Annotated in this window: 14 protein-coding genes and 1 pseudogene; 6 read left to right on the top strand and 9 right to left on the bottom strand. The window is 71.8% G+C overall.

Features of this window, described 5'->3' with window-relative positions:
- Positions 1-14: 14 nt before the first annotated feature.
- From AB0411_RS36300 to AB0411_RS36310, 3 genes and pseudogenes are all read right to left on the bottom strand, one after another.
- A pseudogene (locus AB0411_RS36300) lies at positions 15-569 on the bottom strand (adenylyl-sulfate kinase); the annotation flags it as partial.
- Between the two features lie 2 nt (positions 570-571).
- Positions 572-1,861 (bottom strand): sulfotransferase family protein, encoded by a 1,290-nt coding sequence (locus AB0411_RS36305; protein ID WP_366421499.1) that lies wholly within the window; start codon positions 1,859-1,861, stop codon positions 572-574.
- A 244-nt stretch (positions 1,862-2,105) separates the two neighbouring features.
- Entirely contained in the window at positions 2,106-2,837 is a 732-nt protein-coding gene (locus AB0411_RS36310; RefSeq protein ID WP_366421500.1) for a VC0807 family protein, read from the bottom strand.
- A gap of 404 nt (positions 2,838-3,241) precedes the next feature.
- Between AB0411_RS36310 and AB0411_RS36315 the strand changes: the two genes are divergently transcribed.
- From AB0411_RS36315 to AB0411_RS36335, 5 genes are all read left to right on the top strand, one after another.
- Positions 3,242-4,474, top strand: a complete 1,233-nt coding sequence (locus AB0411_RS36315; RefSeq protein ID WP_366421501.1) for a class I SAM-dependent methyltransferase — start codon at positions 3,242-3,244, stop codon at positions 4,472-4,474.
- A gap of 303 nt (positions 4,475-4,777) precedes the next feature.
- The gene (locus AB0411_RS36320) at positions 4,778-5,407 is read left to right on the top strand and encodes a dTDP-4-dehydrorhamnose 3,5-epimerase family protein (protein WP_366421502.1); all 630 of its coding nucleotides are present in this window, start codon (positions 4,778-4,780) and stop codon (positions 5,405-5,407) included.
- A gap of 13 nt (positions 5,408-5,420) precedes the next feature.
- Complete coding sequence (locus tag AB0411_RS36325; RefSeq protein ID WP_366421503.1) at positions 5,421-6,380, top strand: NAD-dependent epimerase/dehydratase family protein; 960 nt, start codon at positions 5,421-5,423, stop codon at positions 6,378-6,380.
- A 170-nt stretch (positions 6,381-6,550) separates the two neighbouring features.
- Complete coding sequence (locus AB0411_RS36330; RefSeq protein WP_366421504.1) at positions 6,551-7,333, top strand: ABC transporter ATP-binding protein; 783 nt, start codon at positions 6,551-6,553, stop codon at positions 7,331-7,333.
- Positions 7,334-7,454: 121 nt separating this feature from the next.
- Positions 7,455-8,210, top strand: a complete 756-nt coding sequence (locus AB0411_RS36335) for an ABC transporter permease (protein WP_366421517.1) — start codon at positions 7,455-7,457, stop codon at positions 8,208-8,210.
- A 94-nt stretch (positions 8,211-8,304) separates the two neighbouring features.
- Here AB0411_RS36335 and AB0411_RS36340 read toward each other — a convergent pair whose 3' ends face one another.
- The 3 genes from AB0411_RS36340 to AB0411_RS36350 form a co-directional block, all read right to left on the bottom strand.
- Entirely contained in the window at positions 8,305-8,739 is a 435-nt protein-coding gene (locus tag AB0411_RS36340; protein ID WP_366421505.1) for a cold-shock protein, read from the bottom strand.
- 174 nt (positions 8,740-8,913) lie between these two features.
- Positions 8,914-9,945 carry a ketoacyl-ACP synthase III family protein gene (locus AB0411_RS36345; RefSeq protein ID WP_366421506.1) on the bottom strand — a complete coding sequence of 344 codons (1,032 nt, stop codon included), beginning with the start codon at positions 9,943-9,945 and terminating at the stop codon, positions 8,914-8,916.
- A 34-nt stretch (positions 9,946-9,979) separates the two neighbouring features.
- Positions 9,980-17,176 carry a type I polyketide synthase gene (locus AB0411_RS36350; RefSeq protein ID WP_437044433.1) on the bottom strand — a complete coding sequence of 2,399 codons (7,197 nt, stop codon included), beginning with the start codon at positions 17,174-17,176 and terminating at the stop codon, positions 9,980-9,982.
- Between the two features lie 530 nt (positions 17,177-17,706).
- Here AB0411_RS36350 and rfbH point away from each other — a divergent pair.
- Positions 17,707-19,008 (top strand): lipopolysaccharide biosynthesis protein RfbH, encoded by a 1,302-nt coding sequence (gene rfbH / locus AB0411_RS36355; RefSeq protein ID WP_366421508.1) that lies wholly within the window; start codon positions 17,707-17,709, stop codon positions 19,006-19,008.
- An 89-nt stretch (positions 19,009-19,097) separates the two neighbouring features.
- Here rfbH and AB0411_RS36360 read toward each other — a convergent pair whose 3' ends face one another.
- The 3 genes from AB0411_RS36360 to rfbB all read right to left on the bottom strand — a co-directional run bounded on the left by AB0411_RS36360 (position 19,098) and on the right by rfbB (position 22,436).
- Positions 19,098-20,291, bottom strand: a complete 1,194-nt coding sequence (locus AB0411_RS36360) for a macrolide family glycosyltransferase (RefSeq protein ID WP_366421509.1) — start codon at positions 20,289-20,291, stop codon at positions 19,098-19,100.
- Positions 20,292-20,427: 136 nt separating this feature from the next.
- On the bottom strand, positions 20,428-21,435 hold the full coding sequence (locus tag AB0411_RS36365; protein WP_366421510.1) for an NAD-dependent epimerase/dehydratase family protein: 1,008 nt from the start codon (positions 21,433-21,435) through the stop codon (positions 20,428-20,430).
- Positions 21,435-22,436: a dTDP-glucose 4,6-dehydratase gene (rfbB, locus tag AB0411_RS36370; protein ID WP_366421511.1), complete on the bottom strand. Its 1,002-nt coding sequence runs from the start codon at positions 22,434-22,436 to the stop codon at positions 21,435-21,437. The genes AB0411_RS36365 and rfbB overlap by 1 nt, the downstream gene beginning before the upstream one ends.
- Between the last annotated feature and the right edge of the window lie 81 nt (positions 22,437-22,517).

The raw sequence follows: 22,517 nt of genomic DNA on the forward strand, positions 1-22,517 counted from the left end.
CACCGGGAACGCACCACGCCCTTGTCGATCAGCAGGGCGTACACGGCGGCCGCGGCTTCCGGGACCGACAGCCGGTGCGTGGCCAGGCGCAGGTCGGGACCGGCCGGCGACGCGCATGCCTCGTCCGTCGTCGTCAGGGCGGCGGCAGGCCCGGCCACGTGCCGGACGGACCGGCGCTCCGCGCACACCGAGCGCGGTGTGTCCAAGTGGACTTCCACGTACGGGGTTCCGGTCGCCTCATGGCGTCTGCGCACGACGTCGCGGCTGTCCGTGCCGGGGGCGGTGGTGGTGAGGGTGGCGGACACCAGGGTGATGAAGCCGTTGCGGGCCAGTACTTCGGCGGCGAGGCCGGTGCGCTCCACGTGGTGGCCCGGGTCCTCCCTGGTGGGTCCGGGGCCGGTGGGCAGCGTCGCGTGCAGGGCGTCGCCGTCGAGGATCTCCACCCGGTGGCGCTGTGCGCGCAGTGCGCCGGCGAGGGCCTGCGCGACGGTGGTCTTGCCGGCGCCCGGCAAGCCGGTGAACCAGACCGTGGCGCCGGCGCATCCGCACCTGAGGCTGTCGTCGTTCATGGTCAGCGCTTCTCCCGCGGGACATCGAAGCGGTCGTAGTAGAAGGCGAAGCGTTCTCTGAGTTCGGACACGTTCAGGGCGAAGTCCTCGGCGGCATAGCGGTGACGGCCGCTGCGGTGCTTCTCGGCCGTGGCGTACGCGCGCATCGCCTTCTCGGTGACGTCGTCCAGTTCGCGGCCGGCCCCCTCGTAGACCCGGCGTATTTCGCGGATCGGGTCCTCGACGAGCGGACGGAAGAGCACATCCACGACCCGGTGCTCGTGGCCTGCGCGGTCACGCAGCGCGGCGCGCAGCGACCTCTCGATGATGTCGGCGGCGAACTTCCCGATCAGATGCGGATTCGGGTGGTCGAAGTAGACCCTGGCGCCGTAGGCGACCATGTTGCTGAAGGAGATCACCGAGGTCACCGGGTCCCGGTGGGTCTGCACCACCGTGGCGTCCTCGAAGGCACCGAACAGCGGCACCAGCATTTCGGCGTGTCCCGGGGACTTCAGCACCCAGCGGTCACCGGCCGGGCGGCTCCATTGCAGGAACTGGAGGACCCGCTTGAAGTACCGGTAGCCCTCGGCGTGGTCGGCGGTGGTGTACCAGCGCGTGTACGCGGGGACCAGCCCGATGTCCTCGTACATGGGCGAGCAGTGGCTCAGCGACAGCAGCAGATTGTCCTCTTCGGCCTCGTCGTGCACCAGCTCGTGCATCGAGGCCTGTTCGGGCAGGATGCGGTTGGTCATCCCGACCTCGACCCGGCTGGCCTTGACGCGGGGGTCGGGATCCTTCCGGGCCGCCGTCAGATCACCGTCGGGCAGGGGATGCGTCGATTCCCACAGCGGAAGGGAGCGGGAGCGCTGGTCCCTGGCGATGAGCCGTTGCAGGAACGTCGTGCCGGTGCGCGGTGCACCGGTGATGAAAAGCGGCTCGGGTACCGGTGCTTCGAAGATCTCCGGGCACCGCGCGGCCAGTTCCGCGAGCCGGAGCCGGGTCGACAGGTTCTTGACCAGCTGGCTGTGCAGCATGAAACGGCCGTTCGCGCTCAGCCGGACTTCCTCGGTGAGCGACCGGCACAGCAGGGCCAACGGTTCCTCGAAGGCACTGTCCGACGCGGCTGCCGACACCCTGGCCCGGGCAGCCGCCTTGCGTTTGAGCACGTCGGGTTCCAACGGCCACAGCCGGGGCGCCACTGGCCCGAGCAGCCCGTTCATCGCCCTGAGCGGCCAGGGCAGACGCGGATGCGCCAGGAGGATGCCGCGTGAGGTGAGCTCTTGACGTCGCGGAAGCGGCACGTGGGTCAGCATCAACTTCTCCCATGGCGATGAACCGATCGCCGGTATTCTGGCCATGCGGCGCGCACACCCGGCAAGGTCGTTCCGGAACAACTAGGAGTTGTTCTGGGATTCCCGCTCGGCGACGGTCCGGTCCCCGGCCCGGCGCCGGGAAAGCCCGCGGAAAGGCATGGCGCACAAAGCGCCCGGGAGACCGTTCACGAGCCGTTCTGCCGCGTGAACGCCACCCGGGCGCGGAGCCTTTCCTCGGAGTTTCTCAGGCCGTCCCGTTGTCTTTCGGCCCGGTGGAGATCCGGGACCGCGCCGGCCTCCTACCCCGTCCGGGGAAGAGCAGCCGGAACACACCGGTCTTGTGCAGGATGATGTGCGTGATCACTTGCAGCACGAGGTAGGTGACGAAATACAGCACACCGTCGAGCGCCGGCACCGAATCGACGGGCAGGGTGTAGGCCATGATCACCCGGAGCGCCGCGTCGACCAGCAGCCCGCACCCCCACAGCACCGTCAGACCACGCCAGATGCGGCGGAACTGCGGATCGGCGTGCCACAAACCTTCCAGGGTCTCCGCCTTGCCCGGGAGCAGCGTCTTGAGAGCCCGGTAGGTGAACGGACGGGAGGTGAACAGCGACCCGAGGATCCACAGCGCGATCAGCCCGGTGAACCAGCCGCCTCTGGCCAGGGCCAGGCGCGGGCTGCCGGAGATGAGGGAACCGAGCCCGGCGAGCACGAGGATGGCGAGGACGAAGACGCCGACGCTGTCGACCCGGCGCTGTTTGACGATGGAATATCCGGTGCTGAGTGCCGGTGCGGCGGCGCTGAGCAACAGCGACACCAGTTCGCCGCAGCCCGCGCTGCGCAGCACGTAGTAGAGCCCCACGGGAAGGACGACATCGCAGAGCAGTGTCAGCGCGAACTGCCGGCGGGCAGCGGTCTGCTCGCTGTGGTTGCTGTCCGGTGCCAACTCGGCCTCGTCACGCATTGCAGCCATCGCTGCTCCTTGAGTTGTCCGTTGCTGCCCGTCCGTGCCGGATCAGGCCGCTCCGCGAAGAGCCTGTGCCGCGAGAGCGTCGGTCGTCCCTGACACCTACCAGACTTGCATGGCCAAGCAAAAAGTAGCACACACAAGCAGACGAGGCGCCCCGCGCGACAGTGGTCCGGTGCCACGGCCGAGGCTCCCGGGGCGCAGAGCCTGCCACCCGGCCCGTCGGCGCGGGACCCCGGCAGACGGGTTCTGGAGCATTTTCCAGAATGCTCGCCGGAATCACGGTGCTCCGGGACTCCGGCATTAAGGTCGCCGGCAGATACCTGGCGGGGCTCGCCGCGCGTGGCGTGGGATCACGACGCCGGTTCCGATCCGGTCCAGCCGATGGTGGAACGCGACCTGGAGAATCCATGATCATCGATGACTGCCGTATCTGCGGCAACCGCACCCTGCTGCCGATACTCGACCTGGGCCCGCAGGCTCTCACCGGCGTGTTTCCCCGCGCCCGGGACGAGGCCGTCCCCACGGTCCCCCTCGAACTGGTCAAGTGCTCACCGGACGGCTGCGGCCTCGTCCAGCTCCGCCACACCGCCGACTTCGGGCTGATGTACGGGGACAACTACGGCTACCGCTCCGGGATACGCCCGTTCATGGTCCAGCATCTCCACGGCAAGGTCGCGGCGATCACCGACCTGGTCGGCCTCGGTCCGGACGATCTGGTGGTGGACATCGGCAGCAATGACTCCACCCTGCTGCGCGGCTACCCCACCCCCGGCCCGACGCTGGTCGGCATCGACCCGACCGGGCCGAAGTTCCGCGAGTACTACCCGCCGGACGCCGAACTGATCCCCGACTTCTTCTCCCGCGACCTGTTCACCGAACGGTTCGGCTCGCGCCGCGCGAAGGTGGTCACCTCCATCGCGATGTTCTATGACCTGCCACGGCCGATGGCGTTCATGCAGGACGTGTACGACGTCCTCGACGACGACGGCGTCTGGGTCATGGAGCAGAGCTACCTGCCGGCGATGATCGAAGGCACCGCCTACGACGTGGTGTGCCATGAACACCTGGAGTACTACGCGCTGCGACAGATCGAGTGGATGGCCGAGCGCGTCGGATTCACCGTCCTCAAGGCCGAACTCACCGAGGTGTACGGCGGCAGCCTCTGTGTGACCCTCGCCAAACGGCCCGGCCGCTACCCCGTCGACGAGGCGGGGCTGGCTGCCGTCCGCGCCGGGGAGACCGCGCTCGGGCTGGACACCATGGCCCCGTTCGAAGCGTTCGCCCGCCGCGTCCATGGCTTTCGCGACCGCCTCCGTGACTTCCTCGACGACTCGCGCAAGGCGGGGAAGGTGACCCTCGGATACGGCGCTTCGACCAAGGGCAATGTCATCCTGCAGTTCTGCGGGCTCACCGAGGAGGATCTGCCCTGCATCGGCGAGCCCAACGCGGACAAGTCCGGCTGCTTCACGCCCGGTACGGGGATTCCCATCGTGTCCGAGGAGGAGGCCAAGTCCCGGCGGCCCGACCAGCTGCTGGTGCTCCCCTGGATCTACCGGGAGGGCTTCATCGAGCGGGAGAGCGCCTTCCTGGCCGGCGGCGGCAAGCTGGTCTTCCCGCTGCCCGAACTCTCCGTCGTCTGACCGTGCCGCCTCCGTCCGGCAGGGACCGTCCGGCTCCGGCATTAGGGAATCTTCCACACGGGTCCCGCCCATACTGAGGCAGCCACAGCCGGGTCCGGCCCGTCCCTCCGGTCGGAACGCACGGACCGGGCGCTGTGCTGCGACGAGCCGTGCCTGCCCGTGCAGGGCAAGAACTTGTTTCCAACGTGGTGGGAGCGCGAAAACGTGAGTGACATGAGGCGCACCGAACCGATCGGGCCGCAGCGGCCCCGGACGCGCCCCGCGGCGTCGTCCGCGCACGACGCCGCGGGCAGGTGAGCCGTGATGCGTACCCGAGAGCTCGCTGTCGCCGGCGGATTCGAGTTCACCCCCGACATCCACTCGGACCACCGCGGACTGTTCGTCTCGCCGCTGCAGGACGAGGCGTTCGTCGCGGCGGTCGGCCACCGGTTCCCCGTGGCACAGACCAACCACAGCAGGTCGGCCAGAGGTGTGCTGCGCGGGCTCCACTTCACCGCCACTCCCCCGGGCCAGGCCAAGTACGTCTACTGCGCCCGGGGGCAGGCACTGGACGCCGTCGTGGACATCCGGGTGGGGTCACCCACCTTCGGCCAGTGGGACCTCGTCAAGATGGACTCGGAGTCCTTCCGCGCCGTGTACATACCCGACGGGCTCGCCCACGCCTTCCTGGCACTCGAGGACGACACCGTCATGTCGTACCTCGTGAGCAGTGCCTACCAGGCCGAGCTGGAGCATGCGATCGATCCGCTCGACCCCGCGATCGGGCTGCCCTGGCCGCACGAGGTGGAGTTCCGCCTCTCCGCGCGGGACACCATCGCGCCCCGCCTGGCGGAGGCCGAGGCCAAGGGGATGCTCCCGATGTACGCCGACTGCCTGCCGGCCGCCGAACCGCCGGGGCATCCCGATCGGCCGGCGGTCCGGTCCGGTGACTGACGTGGAACGTGCCGTGGCACCGTCGACGCCGATCCCCGGCCCCGTCCGTGTGGCGGTGCTGGGGGCCACCGGCTGTATGGGCCGGCACGTCTGTGCCGCCTTCTCGGCCGAAGGGAGCGAGGTCGTCGCGGTCGCCCGCCGCTACGCACCGCAGGTCGCCGCCCACCGGTTCCTGTCCCTCGATGTCGCGGGCACCACCAGCGGCGAGCTCGCCCGGGTGCTGGCTCATGAGGAACTCGACGTCGTGGTCAATGCCACCCTCGGCTGGGGAGACGAACTGCACTACACCAACGTGCAGTTGGTGGAACGGCTCCTCGACGCGCTGGCGATGCTCCCGGCCCCTCCCCGGCTGGTGCACCTCGGCACCATCCACGAGTACGGCCCGGTCCCCTTCGGGACGTCGATACACGAGGGCACGGAGCCCGCTCCGGAGAATCCCTACGCCGAGGCGAAGCTCACCGCCTCGCGGATGGTTCTCGACGCCGCCCGGGACGGTGCACTCGACGGCGTGGTCCTGCGGGTGGCCAACACCCTGGGGCCGCACCCCGCACTGGAGAGTTTCTTCGGGGCCCTGGCGGTCCGGCTCCGCGGTGCCGACGCGGCCACGGGGGTCGAGCTGACGATCGCCGATGCCCGGCGGGACTACGTCGATGTCCGGGATGCCGTGGACGCCGTGGTCCGGGCGGCCCGGGTCCCGCGCGCCGACCCGCTGGTCAACATCGGCTGCGGCCGGGCGCGGGACGTACGGCAGCTGGTGGACGAGCTCGTCGCGGCCGCCGGGCTGCCCGCGGAGACGATTCGCGAGCAGCGGGGCGAGGTGCGCAGCAGGGGCGCCGACTGGATCCAGGTCGACATCTCCCGTGCCGCACGGCTCCTCGGCTGGCGCCCCCGGTTCACCCTCGGGGAATCGATGCGGGCCATGTGGGACACCGTGTGCGCGGACCAGCCGCTCCCGGCCCGGAACCTCGGCTGAGCGCACCCCGCGACGGCCCAAACGCTAGGGATTTGCCGGGTAGTTCGTGCCCGGCGCGACAGGGATCGAAATGTTTGCTCGGCCATGTCAAAATATGCTCAAGCGAGCAAATCATTCGACTGCGCGGGAGACGGCGGACGAGATTCGCATCCGCGAGGCAGGAGGCCGCCATGACCGCTCCGATCATCAGCGCCAAGGGGCTCGCCCGTACGTTCACGACCAAGAAGGGCCCGGTCGAGGCGGTGCGGGGCATCGACCTCACGGTGGCCGCCGGGGAGATCCTCGGGTTCCTCGGCCCCAACGGCGCCGGCAAGACCACCACGATGCGCATGCTCACCACCCTGCTGCCCCCCACCGGGGGAAGTGCCACCGTCGCCGGGCACGATCTGGCGAGCGACCCGGCCGGGGTGCGCCGGCGCATCGGCTATGTCGCCCAGGCGAGTGGGGTCGACCCGGCCATCAGCGTGCGCGAGGAACTGGTCACCCAGGGCAGGCTGTACAAGCTCGGCAAGGCCGAGGCCAGGAACCGTGCGCGGGAACTCGCCGAGGACCTCGACCTGGCCGAACTCCTCGACCGGCCCACCCGGGCGCTCTCCGGAGGCCAACGCCGCCGCCTCGACATCGCCCTGGGCCTGACCCACCGGCCCGAGCTGCTGTTCCTCGACGAGCCGACGACCGGGCTCGACCCCGGCAGCCGCTCCGACGTGTGGGATCTGGTGCGCCGCATCCGCGCCGAGGGCACCACGGTCTTCCTGACCACGCACTACCTGGACGAGGCGGACGTCCTCTCCGACCGGCTCGTCGTCGTCGACGACGGCCTGGTCGCCGCCGAGGGCGCCCCGCAGGATCTGAAGGTGCGGTACGCGGGATCGGAGACGGCCAGCCTGCGCGATGCCTTCCTCGCCATCACGGGGCACCACACCCCCGCTCCCGAAGCCCCTGTCACCGTCTGACCGCCCGCTCCCCACGGAGGCTGACTTGCCGCACTCGTCCCCCGCCGCGTCCTCGGTGACGACGGCATCCGAACCCGCGGGCCCACCGCCCCGACGCCACGCGGCCAGGAGCAATTCCGCCCTGGGCGACCTGGTCTCCGACACCCGCCTGATCCTCGGGCGCTATCTGCGGCAGACCCTGCGCGCCAAGATCGGTCTCGTGGTCGGCGTCCTCATGCCGCTGCTCGTGCTGTTCTTCTTCGGCCCGCTCCTGACGCATGTGCAGCTCGGTACCGGCGGTGACGCGTGGCAGACGCTGGTGCCGGGGCTTCTGGTGCAACTCGGCATGTTCAGCGCCGCCTTCGCCGGCATCGGCATCCTGATCGAGAAGCAGCACGGGGTCATCGAGCGGATGCAGGTCACCCCGGTCAGCCGCCTGGCGCTGCTGATGGGCCGGGTGCTGCGCGACGTGGTGCAGATGCTGGCCCAGTCCCTGCTGCTGGTGCTCGCCGGCATGGCGATGGGACTGCGCGCCCCGGTGCTCGGCGTCCTCATCGGCTTTCTGTTCGTCGCCGTGCTCACGGTCGCGCTGGCCTCGCTGTCCTATGCGCTGGCCATGCGGCTCAACTCCCCCGAGGAGTTCGCTCCGGTGGTCAACACCATCAACCTGCCGGTCATGCTGCTCTCCGGCATCCTGCTGCCGATGGCGCTCGCGCCCCGGTGGCTCGACGTGGTGTCGCAATTCGTGCCGCTGCGCTACCTGGTGGAAGCGGTCCGGGCCGCGTTCCTCGGCCAGTACGGCAGCACCGCGATGATCCGCGGTGCGCTCGTCGCGGCGGTGCTCGCCGCGATCTCGGTCTTCCTCGGCGCCCGGATATTCCGCAAGGCCGGTGCCTAGACGGCACAGCGGCCGAGGTGGTCAGGGCCGGCGCTCCCGGCCCTGACCACCTCGGCCGTTCCGTTCCTGTGTGCCGTCCGCCACCGGGCCCGGGTCAGGCGTCGATCCAGTGGTGCGTCTGGGCCAGGTCCATGACGCGCTTGCGCACCTGCACCAGCTGCGCCCCGGTCAGCGACGGAACCGCGTCGAGCAGGGCCTCCGTCAGTTCGCCGCGGAATTCGGCGGCGGAGAGGATCTCGCACACCAGGTCCTCGTCCGGCTCGGGGGCGGCGGACCGTGCCGTGACCGCGCCCGGAGCCTGTCGCCGCACCGTGGCCGCACGCGCCGGCTCCAGCAGCTGCACCTCGCCGGCCTTGAGCCCGCGGTCCCCCGCTTCGGCCGTGTACGCGACCCGCAGCCCGCTACGGAACAGATGCTTCTCGTCGCACAAGTCGTTGACGTGCACGAACACATCCTCACCACCGGCGTCGGGGGCGATGAAGCCATACCCTCGCACCTCGTCGAACCGCACGACCGTTCCCGTAGCCACCTCGGGCTCCCCTCTTCTCCACCATCAGCACTGCACACCGCACCCGCTCCGGAGCCACCCACGGCACCGGTTCCCCCCGGCCGGCGCGTTCGCCCACCGGTGTCCGGCCGTCGGCGCTCCGCCGGACCGGACCGGAAACCCGGGCCCTCGCGACCCGGTCGCCCGGCCGGGGTGTCAGACGGACCACGGGGGCAGATCCAGGATGGTCACCACACTGGCCGTGCAGATCCACCCCGGGCCCTGGGAAACCAGCAGGACGTTATCACCCGCTGTCACTTCGCCGGTGCGCACCAGGTGTTCCAGCGAAATGAAGACATCGGCCCCGCCCACATGCCCGACCGACTTGCCGAAATCCCAGCTCGATCGCGACATGGGCAGGCCGAGCGGCATCATGGTGGCGAATTCGACCATGCGGCCGTCCATGTTGATCGGTATGACCTTGGCGAGGTCGGAGGCGTTCAGATCCGCGTCGACCAGGGACCGGTGAATGATGTCGAGGTTGAACAGCGTGATCTTCTCAAGGGCCTCGGACAGCGGCATCTCGGTTTCGTTGAACTGCTCGGCCCGCTCCGGCATCGTGGGGACCGGCTCGTCACGCTCCAGCATTCCGCCGTTTCCGCGGTGCCACTTCTCCAGCGCGTGCAGCACCCCCGCGTTGAGGGAACGCACCTGGGCGAATCCCTCCTCGGCGCTGAGCAGGACCGCCATACCACCGTCGGAGAAGAAGTAGGACTGGCCGAAGCCGTCGTTCCAGCGGTCGGCTCCCGGGGCGGTGAAGTTCTCACCCGAGGTCAGCAGGACGGCCTCGGCCTCCGCGGCGCCGGTCATCTGGCCGATGGCCACCTCCAGCGCCCCCAGCATGCCGTTGCAGCCCTGCTGGAGATTTTGCGCGGGGACGTTTTCGAGGGCCAGCTCACGCATGATGTAGCCGGGCGGATAACACCCCATGGGGCCCTGGTAGTTGACGGAGCTGTGGATGTGCGCGCTGATCGTCTCGATATCCAGCTTGGAACGCTCAAGGGCCGTCCGGGCAGCCGAGACCGCCATGTCCAACGCCGGAATGTCGCCGCCGACGTGGACGCCGGTCAGTCCGTTGCTCTGCGGAATCTCCGCGTCCAGGATGCCGTCGGCAACCGCCTGCTCCGCGCTCGCCCATTCCGGAAGGAATGCTCCCAGCGAGTCGATGTAGATGCCTTCCAACTTCATGAACGTTCTCCTCTGTGCGTGCTGGCGGGCCCGGTCAGCATTCGAGAAGCTCTCGCCTGAGGTGCTGGGCCAGGGATCCGGGGTCGGGGAAGTCGAATATGACCGCGGGCGGCAGGGTGAGCTTCGTCGCCGCGTTCAACTCGTTGCGGACGGTCAACGCCGTCAGCGAGTCGAAGCCGAGATCCTTGAAGTCCTGCTGCGTGCCGATCGCGTCGGCGGAGGCATGCCCCAGTGCCGTGGCCACCAGTCGGCGCACGAGGTCGAGGAGGGTCGCGTCCCGTTCGGCGTCGGTCATCGCGGCGAGGCGGTGCCTGAGCTCGGAGGCTTCCGCGGGCGCGTTCCGTGCGGCCGGCCGGGACGGCTTGTGCACCAGTGCGCGCAGCAGCGGTGGCAGATTCCCGGACGCGGCCTGCCGGCGGAGTTCCGCGGTGTCCAGCCGTGCCGCGACCGGATTGCCCTCGTCCAGCCCGCATACCGCGTCGAACAGTTCCAGGCCCTCGGCGAGGGGCAGCGGGTGCACCGGCAGACGGGACGCACCCGAGGTCGTGAGGTCCCGGCCGGCCCACAGGCCCCAGGCGATGGATGCCGCCGGGAGGCCCTGCGCACGGCGGCTCCGGGCGAGGGCGTCCAGGACGACATTGGCCGCGGCGTAGTTGCCCTGGCCGGCGCCGCCCAGGATCCCCGCGACGGACGAGAAGACGACGAACGCGGAGAGGTCCAGGTCCTTGGTCGCCTCGTGCAGGGCGAGCGCGGCGTCCACCTTGGGCCGCAGTACGGCATCCAGCCGCTCCGGGGTCAGGGACAGCACGATGCCGTCGTCCGTCACCACCGCGGTGTGCACCACGGCCTTGAGCGGACGGTCGGCGGGCACCGTCGCCAGCAGCCCGTCGAGCGCCTCGCGGTCGGTCACATCGCAGGCCGCGAGGGTCACCCGGGCGCCCAGCGCGGTCAGTTCGGCCTCCAGCCCGGCCGCGCCGGGGGCGTCGGGGCCGCGGCGGCCGGCCAGCAGCAGGTCGCGTACGCCGTGCCCGGTGACGAGATGGCGGGCGAGTGCGGCGCCGAGCAGGCCGGTGCCGCCGGTGACCAGGACGGTGCCGTGCGGATCGGTGAGCAGCGGGGCGCTCCGTGCCGGAGCGGTGAGCCGGGTCAGCCGCGGGATGCGCACCGCGCGTTTGCGCAGGGCGAGTTGCGGCTCCTCGGAGCCGATGACCTTGAGCAGGGTGCGCCAGGCGGGCTTGCTCGCATCGGTGTCGACGAGGGTGAAGCGGCCGGGGTTCTCGGTCTGTGCGGACCGGATCAGCCCCCAGACGGCAGCCGTCGTCAGGTCCGGTGCGGGGGTGTCGTCCCAGGCGGCCACCGCGCCCCGGGTGAGCAGGATCAGCTTGGCGGAGGCGAAAGAGGGGCTGGTCAGCCAGGTCTGTGCCCAGGCCAGGGCCTGCCGGGTGCGGTGGTGGACCGCGTCGGCCGTGTCCGCGCCGGTCCGGTCCTGGGTGGCCGGGTCCGTTGCGGGGGCGGCGGTCATCACCACGCAGTCCGGTACGGCGGCACCGCCCTCGATCTCCTTGGCGAGGGTGTCCAGGTCCGGGTAGGTCTCGGCGTACTGTCCGGCGCCCATCAGGCCGGAGCGCGCGCGGAGCGGGTCCTCGCCGACGACGGCCCAGGCCGACGGGGTGTCCGCGGCGAGGGACGCGGGCGGTGTCTCGGTCCACTCCTCCTGGAACAGGCTGTCCTGCTGTGCCGCGGCGGCACCCCTGATGGTGCGGGCGGACACGGGGTGGGTGTCGAGGGACTCGATGCTCAGCACGGGCCGGCCCGTCGCGTCGGCGGCGGCGATCGTCAGGCCCTCGGCGGCCGTGCGGGTGAGGCGTACCCGCAGGACCGCGGCGCCGGCGGCGTGCAGGGTCACGCCCCGCCACCGGGCGGGCCGGCACGTCTGCTCCCCGGCGTCGGCGAGTCCGCCCGCCCACACGGGGTGCAAGGCACTGTCCAGCAGGGCGGGATGGAGGCCGAACGCCGCGGCCTGTGCCGTGCGGTCCTCGGGCAGGGCGACCTCGGCGAAGAGGTCGTCACCGCGCCGCCATACGGCCTGCAGGCACCGGAAGGCGGGGCCGTGGCGGTATCCGCCGGCGGTCAGGGCGGCGGCCACCTCGTCCGTCGCCACTGCGGTCGCCTCCGCCGGCGGCCACACCTCCAGGTCCCAGGAGGGCCGGACGCCGCCCGCCGTCAGGGTGCCGGTGGCGTGGCAGGTCCACGGCCTGCCGGTGCCCTCGTCGTCGCGTCGCGAGTGGAGGGCGACGGGCCGGTGGCCACTCTCGTCCGGAGTGCTGACGGTGACCCTGAGCTGGACGGCGCCCCGCGCGGGCACCACCAGCGGTGCGTGCGGGGAGAGCTCCGCCAGCCGGTCGCAGCCCACCTCGTCACCGGCGCGCAGCGCCAGTTCGACGAAGGCCGTGCCGGGCACCACGGTGCTGCCCGCGACGCGGTGGTCGGTGAGCCAGTCATGGGTGCGGGCCGACAGCCGGCCGGTGAGGAGCAGGGCCCCGGATTCGGGCAGTTCCACGGCCGCGCCGAGCAGCGGGTGCTCCGCGTCGGCCAGTCCCAGGGCGGAGACATCGCCCGCGCCGTCGGGGGGCGTCAGCCAGAACCTGTCGCGCTGGAACGCATAGGTCGGCAGGTCGGTGCGGGGCGTCGCGGCGGCGGGGAAGGCCGGGCGCCAGTCCACCGGTGCGCCGTGCACCCATGCCTCGCCCAGCGAGCGCAGGAAGCGGTCCCAGCCGCCGTCGTCGGCGCGCAGCGACGGCACCGCCGCCGCGGCGGACCCGGCGGACTCGAAGGTCTCCTGCAGGCCGACCGCCAGCACCGGGTGGGCGCTGGCCTCCACGAAGATCTCGTAACCGTCCGCGAGCAGGGTGCGGGTCGCGGCCTCGAACTCCACGGTCTGCCGGAGGTTGCGGTACCAGTAGGCCGCGGTCAGTTCCGGCCCGTCGACCTGCCCGCCGGTCACCGACGAGTAGAACGCCACCTCGCACGGCCGCGGTGACACCGACGCCAGCAACTCCAGCAGCTCGTCCTCCAGCTGCTCGGTCGCCACCGAGTGTCCGGCGAAGTCGACCGGGACCCGGCGCACCCGCACTCCTTCGCCCTCCAGGAGTGCTATCGCCTGGTCCAGGGCCTCCGCATCACCGGAGATCACGGTGGAGGAGGGGCCGTTCACCGCGGCGACACCGACCTGCCCGTGCCAGCGTTCCAGGCGGGCCTGTACATCGTCCGCGGGCATCCCCACCGACGCCATGCCGCCGGAGCCCGCCACCCGGGCGATCGCCTGGCTGCGCAGGGCGACGATCCGTGCCGCGTCGTCCAGGCTGAGGGCCCCCGCCACGCAGGCCGCCGCGATCTCGCCCTGGGAGTGCCCGACCACCGCGTCCGGCCGCACGCCGAACGAGCGCCACAGCTCCGCCAGCGCGACCATGACGGCGAACAGCACCGGCTGCACCACGTCCGCCCGCTCCAGCCCGGGAGCGCCGTCGGCGCCCTCCAGCACGTCCGCCGGCGACCAGTCCACGAAGGCCGACAGGGCCTCCTCGCACTCGGCCAGCCGGTTGCGGAAGACCTCCGAGGTGGCCGCCAACTCCCGTGCCATGCCCACCCATTGGGAGCCCTGGCCGGGGAAGACGAAGACGGTGCCGCCCGGGCGGGCGGCGCCGCGCACCACACCGGCACCGGCCTCGCCCCGTGCGAGGCCGTCCAGTCCCGCGGGCAGTTCCGCGCCGCTGCCGACGACCACGGCCCGGTGGTCCAGGGCGCTGCGGCCGAGCAGTCCGAGACCCACTCCGGCCGCGTCCACGGTGTCGGCCCCGGCACCGGTGCCGGTCTCTGTGCCGGCTTCGGTGAACTCCCGGAGCCGGGCGGCCTGTCCGGCCAGTCCCTGCGGCCCACGGCCCGAGAGCACCCAGGGGAGGACGCCGGGCGCCGCGGCCGGCTCCGCCGCCGGGTCGCTCGCCACGGGTGCGTCCGGCGCCTGCTCCAGAATGAGATGCGCGTTGGTGCCGCTGGCGCCGAACGAGGAGACCGCGGCGCGCCGGGGCCGGTCGGTCGCCGGCCAGCTGACCGGCTCGGCGAGGAGCTCCACCGCACCGGCCGACCAGTCCACGTGGGGCGACGGTTCCTCCACGTGCAGGGTCCGCGGCAGCACCCCCCGCCCGAGGGCCTGCACCATCTTGATCACACCGGCCACGCCGGCCGCCGCCTGGGTGTGGCCGATGTTCGACTTCAGCGAGCCCAGCCACAGCGGCCGGTCCGGTGCCCGCCCCTGGCCGTAGGTCGCCAGCAGCGCCTGTGCCTCGATCGGATCGCCCAGTGTGGTGCCCGTGCCGTGGCCCTCGACCGCGTCGACCTCGTCGGGTGTCAGCCCGGCCCGGTCCAACGCCTGCCGTATCACCCGCTGTTGGGCCGGTCCGCTGGGTGCCGTCAGGCCGTTGCTCGCGCCGTCCTGGTTCACCGCGCTGCCCCGCACCACCGCCAGCACCGGATGCCCCAGCCGACGGGCGTCCGACAGTCGCTCCAGCAGCACCAGTCCCGCGCCCTCGGAGAACCCGGTTCCGTTGGCCGCCGAGGAGTACGCCTTGCAGCGCCCGTCGGCGGACAGCGCACCCTGACGGCTGAATTCGACCAGGGCGGTCGGCGCGGTCATCACCGTCACCCCGCCGGCCAGCGCCAGGGAGCACTCCCCCTGCCGCAGCGACTGGGCCGCCAGATGGATCGCCACCAGCGAGGACGAACACGCCGTGTCGACCGTGAGGGCGGGGCCTTCCAGACCGAAGGTGTAGGCGATCCGGCCCGAGGCGATGCTGATCGCGCTGCCGTTGGCGAGATGACCCTCCAGACTCGGGTCCGACCGGTCGTACGGGCCGGGGCCGTAGCCGCCGTGCATCACACCGGCGAACACCCCGGTGGGGCTGCCCTTGAGGGATGCCGCGTCGAGACCCGCGCGTTCGAAGGTCTCCCATGCGGTCTCCAGCAGCAGCCGCTGCTGGGGGTCCATCGCCAGCGCCTCGCGCGGGGAGATGCCGAAGAAGGCGGCGTCAAAACGGTCCGCGTCGTGCAGGAACGCCCCTTCGTGGGCATCCGACCGGCCGCCGGCGGCCGGGTCCCGGCCCAGGAGCCGTTCCAGGTCCCAGCCGCGGTCCGCCGGCAGCGGACCGACGGCGTCGGTCCCCTCGTCGACCAGCCGCCACAGGGCCTCCGGGGAGTCGCTGCCGCCCGGATAGCGGCAGCCCATCGCGATGATCGCGACGGGTTCGTCCGGATCCGCGTGCGGAGGGGCCTGGGCGGGGTCCTCGTGCGGTGCGTCCAGCAGCTCGGTGTGCAGGTGCCCGGCGAGCGCGGCGGGGGTGGGGTAGTCGAAGGCGATCGCGGCCGACAGCCGCTTGCCGGTCAGGGACCGCAGCCGGTCGCGCAGCTGGACCGCGGCCAGCGAGGTGAAGCCCAGCTCCTTGAACGCCTTCTCCGGAGCGATGTCGTCCGCGCTGCCCAGGCCGAGTACGTCGGCGACCGCGGAGCGCACCATGGTGAGCAGCGCCCGGTGGCGCTGGGAGCCGTTGAGCCGGCGCGTGAGCTGCTCGGCTGCCCGGCCGACGGAGCTCCGCGTCGCGGAGACGGCCCTGGTGCGCAGCTCCGCCAGGGGGTTCACCGCCAGCAGCCGAGCCGGCAGGTCCGCCAGTTCCTGCCGGGCGATCTTCCCGGCCGGTGTGCGGGGGACGGCGGCGATCTCGTAGAGCTCGTCGGGCACCTTGTAGGAGGACAGCCGCTCCTGGCAGGTGGCGAGGACCAGGCCGGGGTCGATGCCGCCGGGGCCCGGTACGAGGTAGGCGACGGGGACCTCGCCGAGCACCTCGTGCGGGGTACCGGCGACCGCGGCCCCGGCCACCCCGGGGATCTGCTGGAGGACCTCTTCGACCTCGCCGGGATGGATGTTCTCACCGCCTCGGATGATCAGTTCCTTGACCCGGCCGGTGAGGGTCAGATAGCCGGCGTCGTCGCGGCGGCCGAGGTCGCCGGTGCGGTACCACCCGTCGGACAGCACAGCGGCCGTGGCCTCGGGCTGCCGGTGGTATCCGACCATCAGGGCCGGGCTGTTGACCCATACCTCGCCCTCCTCGCCGGTGACGACCTCGTCCCCCGTGCGGGGGTCGGTCAGCCGCAGTGCGAGTCCGGGCAGGGGCAGCCCGCAGGAGCCCTCCACCTGCGGGCCGTCGGGGAGGTTGGTGGTGATCGCGCCGCCGGTCTCGGTGCTGCCGTAGCTGGCCAGCAGGGAGATCCCGAAGGTCGCCTGGAAGGCGCGGTGCAGCCGGACCGGGCAGGCGGAGCCGGCGACCAGGCACAGCCGCAGGTCGGGCGCGGCGAAGTCGCCGCCGCGGGCCGCCTCGATCATGTGGTGGAACATCGTCGGGACGCCGACGAGAAAGGTGCTGCGCTCGGACTGCAGGGCCTCCAGGATCTCGTCGGCTGCCAGCCCCGGCATGAGGTGTGCCGTGGCGCCGACGGCCACGACGCCCAGCAGGCACACGTTGTGCGACACGAGGTGGAACAGCGGCAGCGGCCAGAGCACCCGGTCGCCGGCGGACAGGCCGAGGACCGGTGCGTTGCACGATGCCGTCGCCCAGAGGGACCGGCGCTGGGTGGAGAGCACTCCCTTGGGCCGGCCGGTGGTTCCCGAGGTGTAGAGCATCCAGGCCGGCTCGTCCAGGCCGAGGTCGTCGCGCGCCGGGGTCGCCGGTTCGGTGGCGGCGAGGGTCTCGTAGTGCGCGGCGCCCTCGGGGGCCGCGCCGTCGCCGGTGACCACGACGCGCAGGCCCGGACGCTGCGGCAGCATCCGCAGCACCTGTTCGGCCCCGGCCGGACCGGTGATGATCACCTGGGCGTCGCTGTCGTCGAGCAGATGTGCCAGCTCCGCGTCGGAGGACTGGGGGTTGAGCGGCACCCCGACGGCGCTCGCCCGGGAGGCGGCCAGACAGCTCTCCGCCATCTCCACGCAATTGCCCAGGTAGACGGCCGCGCGGCCGCCGCGGGACAGGCCCAGAGCTGCCAGGTTGCCGGCCAGCCGCGCGGTGCGCCGGTCGAGCGCGGCGTAGGTGACGCTGCGCCGCGCGTCGGAGAACGCGGTCTTGTCGGCGAACCGGTCGGCGTGCTCGGTGAGCAACTCGTGCACCGGGCGGATCAGTTCGGTGCGCATCTCGGCACTCACGTCTTTCGCGCTCCCACCACTTCGGAAACAGGTCCTTGCCTCGGGCAGGCGCAGGCCGCCCGGGCGGCCCGGGCACCTGGGCCCGGGCGCACCGGAACCTCCCGTCCGCTCCGCCGGGACCGCTCTCGCGAAAGGTCTCACCGGAACGTCGTTGCGCCTTCGGGAGGGAGAACACGTCCCGTCGCTCCGGCCGTGGAGAAGCGCCGTCCCCCGTCCGGCCCCAGTATGGGCAGGGGCGGTGTGGGGCATTCCCTAGTGTCCGCCCCGCCTGTGGCGCCCGTTGGGCCGCGCCGCACACCCTCTACGGCACTCCCTAGACTTCGCGGCCCTCACTGGCCCCGTCCGGGCCCGGCGTGCTGAGCTGATGGCCCCGATCAGCCGACCGGTGACGGGAACCGGTGTACCGCGTGGCCGGGACACGCCGTCGGCCTGTCGTGCTCCGCGCCGCGACCCGCGGATCGCACCCCCGCGGCAACGCGACGAACATCCCGCAGGACACTCACAGGAGGCGGCAGCCGATGGGGTACAGCAAGAGCGACATTCTGGATCAGGTACGCGCGTACCACCAGGACAATGTCGCGTCCGGATTCGTGCCCGGGGTGACGCCGGTTGCGGCGTCGGGCGCGGTCCTCGACGAGGACGACCGGGTCGCCCTCGTCGAGGCGGCCCTGGATCTGCGGATCGCGGCCGGTGCCAGTTCCCGCCGGTTCGAGCGGGCGCTGGCCAAGTACTTCGGGCTGCGCAAGGCGCATCTGACCAACTCGGGTTCCTCGGCCAACCTCCTGGCGCTCAGCGCGCTGACCTCACCTCAGCTGGAGGACCTGCGGCTGGTGCCCGGCGACGAGGTCGTCACGGTGGCGGCGGGCTTTCCCACGACGGTCAATCCGATCCTGCAGAACGGTCTGGTGCCGGTCTTCATCGATGTCGAACTCGGCACGTACAACGCCTCCCCGGAGCGGATCGCGGAGGCCATCGGCCCGCGCACCCGGGCCATCATGATCGCTCATGCGCTCGGCAACCCCTTCGCCGTCGAGGAGGTCGCCAAGATCGCCGACGACCGCGGGCTGTTCCTCATCGAGGACAACTGCGACGCCCTCGGCAGCACCTACCGGGGCCGGCTGACGGGCACGTTCGGCGATCTGGCCACGGAGAGCTTCTACCCGGCCCACCACATCACCATGGGCGAGGGCGGCTGCGTGCTGACCGACAACATGGTGCTCGCCCGCATCGTGGAGTCGCTGCGGGACTGGGGGCGGGACTGCTGGTGCGAGCCGGGCGAGGACAACCGCTGCTTCAAGCGGTTCGACCAGCAGATGGGCACCCTGCCGAAGGGCTACGACCACAAGTACATTTTCTCCCACATCGGCTACAACCTGAAGTCGACGGATCTGCAGGCCTCGCTCGGGCTCAACCAGTTCGGGAAGATCGAGGAGTTCGGTGCCGCCCGGCGGCACAACTGGGCGCGGCTGCGCGCGGGGCTGGACGGCCTGCCGCATCTGCTGCTGCCCGAGCCCACGCCGGACAGCGATCCGAGCTGGTTCGGTTTCGTGCTCACGGTGCTGGACGGCGCGCCGTTCTCGACGGCGGAGCTCATCGGCCACCTGGAGTCCCGGCGGGTGGCCACCCGACGCTTCTTCGCCGGCAATCTCACCCGCCACCCGGCGTATCTCAACAGCCCGTTCCGGGTGAGCGGTCCGCTGACCAACAGCGACATCATCGCCGAGCGGACCTTCTGGATCGGGGTCTTCCCGGGGCTGACCGACGAGATGATCGACCACAGCATCCGCAGCGTCGCCGAGTTCGTCACCAGCCGTAGCTGACGGGCCCGGCAGAAGGCGCCCGTCACGCGTGAGCATGGCGGGCGCCTGTGCCGTCCGGGCGGCAGGGGCGGGAAGGGGGCCCGGACGGTTCAGACCCCGGAGACGGACGGGGTCCGGTCGGCGGCCCACTGCTCCAGGAGGTCGGCGCCCCGGACCGCGCCCCCGGCCCCGCGGACGTGCGCGCGCATCCGCGCCGTCCGCTCCGGTGTCCCGGGGTCGGTCACGATCTCCCGAGCGGCCGCGGCGAGGGTCCGCGACGTCAGCTGGTCGCGGTCGATCCACCGGCCCAGCTCCAGGTCGTCCAGACGCCGTGCGGTCAGGGCGAGTTCGAAGGTCTGCGGCACCGCGATCACCGGTGTGCCGAAGTACAGCGCCTCCATGACGCTGCCCATGCCGGCGTGGCAGACCAGCAGATCGGCGTGCGGCAGGACGACGGGGTGCGGCAGCCACTCGTGGAGTTCGACGTGCGGCGGTACGGGCCCGAGGGCGTCGAGGTCTCGGCCGCGGCCGAGGGTCATCACCACGTGCCAGTCGTCGCCGTCGAAGGCGTCCAGGCAGGTGCGGAAGAAGTCGCGCTGGCGGTTGGACTCGGTGCCGAGCGAGATCAGTGCCAGCCGCCGGCCGTCGCCGGGCGGTGCCCACGGCACGGCGGTGTCCTCGGCGACCGAGGGGCCGACGAAGGCGAAGCGGTCGTCGAAGCTCGCGCCCTCGATCTGGAACTCCCGCGGCAGGAAGGCCAGGTTCCGGTCGTCCCATTCCGCCAGGAAGCGGCCCAGCTCGTCCGGGGCGAGGCCGTGGTCGCGGGTGAAGCGCATCAGCGCGGCGCCGCCCTGGCGCATCGAGGGGTCCTCGGGGTCGAACAGCTGGGCCCGCATGGAGAAGGTCTCGTTCGACGCGTGGCTGGGGCTCAGCTGCACGGTGGTGGTGCAGCCCAGGATGCGCGCGGTCATCCGGGCGGCCGCGAACGACTCGAAGTCGTAGAGCACGAGGTCCGGTACGTCGGAGGCGAGGGCGGCCACCGCGAGCGGGCAGACCGTGTCCATCGTCTCGACCAGCAGCTCGTAGCCCTCGGCGGCCAGGCGTGCGGCGCTCGGGTCGGGCACCTTGCCGAACGCGCCGCGCCGGGAGGTGTAGCCCACGGCCCGGGCTCCGGCCCGCTCCACCAGTTCGGTGTAGCGGTGGTCGACGACATAGGTCACCCGATGGCCGCGGGCGACGAGTTCGCGGGTCAGGCCGAGTGTCGGGTTGACGTGCCCGAAGTCGGCGAAGACGAAGACGGCCACATGCCGCTGGGATACCGCTCGGGACCCTGACAATTCCACACCTCTGCTCGCTGCTGTACGGGGGCGGGACCAGGGGCGTTCGACGGCAGCCGAGTCCCCCTGCTGCCACCGTAGGGACGGCGGCCTAGGGTTTCTGCTAATGCTGTGCGGCCGGCGGGCCCGTGACGGGGGCGGGCCGGGCCGTGGCCGCCCGCCACAGCTCCCGTGCCGAGCTGTCGAGGCTGTGACGCGCCGACCAGCCGAGCAGCCGTTGGGCGGTGCCGGTCGCCACCCGCATCCAGTCCAGGCCGGTGTCGGTCCGCACGCCGGCGCCGGCCCCTTCGACGATCCGGGCCGGTCTTCCGCTGGCCGCGATCAGCCGCTCCACCATCGAGCGCACCGGCACCGCCTCGCCGCGCCCGATGTTGATGACCTGTCCGCCGGCCGGCATCGACAGGGCGGCCAGCACCGCGTCGGCGGTGTCCCGGACGTCCACGAAGTCACGGCTCGCCCGCAGCGGACTGACCCGCACCACCGCCTCCCGCCCGGCCTCCGAGGCGCGCAGCTGTGCGGCGACCTGCCCCAGCAGACTGCTCGGTGAGGTGCCCGCCCCGATCACATTCGGCAGCCGCAGCACCACCGCGTCCGCCCGCCCCTCCCCGGACGCCGCCAGGACCGCCTGGGTGCCCCGCAGTTTCGACTGCCCGTACGGGGTGGTCGGCCGGGTCGGCGCCCGCTCGTCCAGGGCGGTGCCGGGCGGGGGCGGGGCGTACTCGAACACCGACCCGAGGTGGACCAGACGGGGGCGCCAGGTGGCCGCGGCGATCGCCGCCAGCACCGTTTCGACCAGGGTGTGGTTGGCCTGCCGCATGGTCTCCGGCTCGCGGGACCACACGGCGCCGGCGGCATTGACCACGGCATCGGGCCGCTCGGTGTCCAGGAGGCGGCTGAGGGCGTACGGCCCGTCGGCGACCAGGTCGAGCGGCACGCAGTGCGCGGGGTCGGTGGTGAAGGGCCGGCGGGCCACCAGCAGGGGTTCGCCGCCGGCCGCCCGGACCGCGGCGGACACCTGGCGGCCGATGAATCCGCTCGCGCCCAGGACGACCACCCGGCGGACCGGCCCGTCCGGGTCCCGGTCCGCTGCCGGCGTGGGACAACGGGCCATCAGCGCGTCCCGGCGAGCCGCAGCGCACGGTCCTTGAGCGGCTGCCACCAGTCGCGGTGGTCGCGGTACCAGGCGACCGCCTCGGCCAGGCCGTCGGCGAAGTCCTTGCCCGGCTGGTAGCCCAGCTCGGTCTGGATCTTGCGCCAGTCCACCGAGTAGCGCCGGTCGTGTCCCTTGCGGTCGGCGACGTACTCGATCCTCTCCGGCGACGCCCCGCAGGTCTCCAGGAGCAGATCGGTCAGTTCCCGGTTGCTCAGCTCGGTGCCGCCGCCGATGTTGTAGACCTCGCCGGGACGGCCGCCGGTGCGGACCAGCTCGATGCCCTGGACGTGGTCGTCGATGTGCAGCCAGTCGCGGACGTGCAGGCCGTCGCCGTAGAGCGGGACCTTCTTCCCGTCCAGGAGGTTGGTGACGAACAGCGGGATGAGCTTCTCCGGGAACTGGCGGTGCCCGTAGTTGTTGGAACAGCGGGTGACCCGTACGTCGAGGCCGTGGGTGCGGTGGTAGGCGAGGGCGATCAGATCGCTGGAGGCCTTGGAGGCCGCGTACGGCGAGTTGGGGTCGACCGGGTGGGTCTCCGAGCAGGACCCCGTGGCGATCGAGCCGTAGACCTCGTCGGTCGAGACATGGACGAAGGTCCGCAGCCCGTGCCGGAGCGCGGCGTCGAGCAGGACCTGGGTGCCCAGGACGTTGGTGCGCACGAACTCCGCGGAGCTGAGTATGGAGCGGTCGACGTGCGACTCGGCCGCGAAGTGGACGACCTGGTCGTGGGCGGCGAGCAGGTCGCCGACCAGTGCCTCGTCGCAGATGTCGCCGGCGAAGAAGCGGAAACTGTCGAGGTGACGGACCTCGTCGAGGTTGGCCGTGCTGGCCGCGTAGGTGAGGCTGTCGAGCACGGTGATCTGGACGTCGCCCGGCCCGAAGGGTCCCAGGAGCGTACGGACGTAGTGCGAACCGATGAAGCCGGCGCCGCCGGTCACCAGGATTCTCGTGGGGCTCATCGAGGTTGTGGCGCGAGGCCCGGGAACCAGGCCGGTGGGGAGCGCCTACCCCCTTCCGTTGTTCGGTGCGGGTGAGATGGT

Source organism: Streptomyces angustmyceticus (assembly GCF_040701845.1).
Taxonomy (GTDB): domain Bacteria; phylum Actinomycetota; class Actinomycetes; order Streptomycetales; family Streptomycetaceae; genus Streptomyces; species Streptomyces angustmyceticus_A.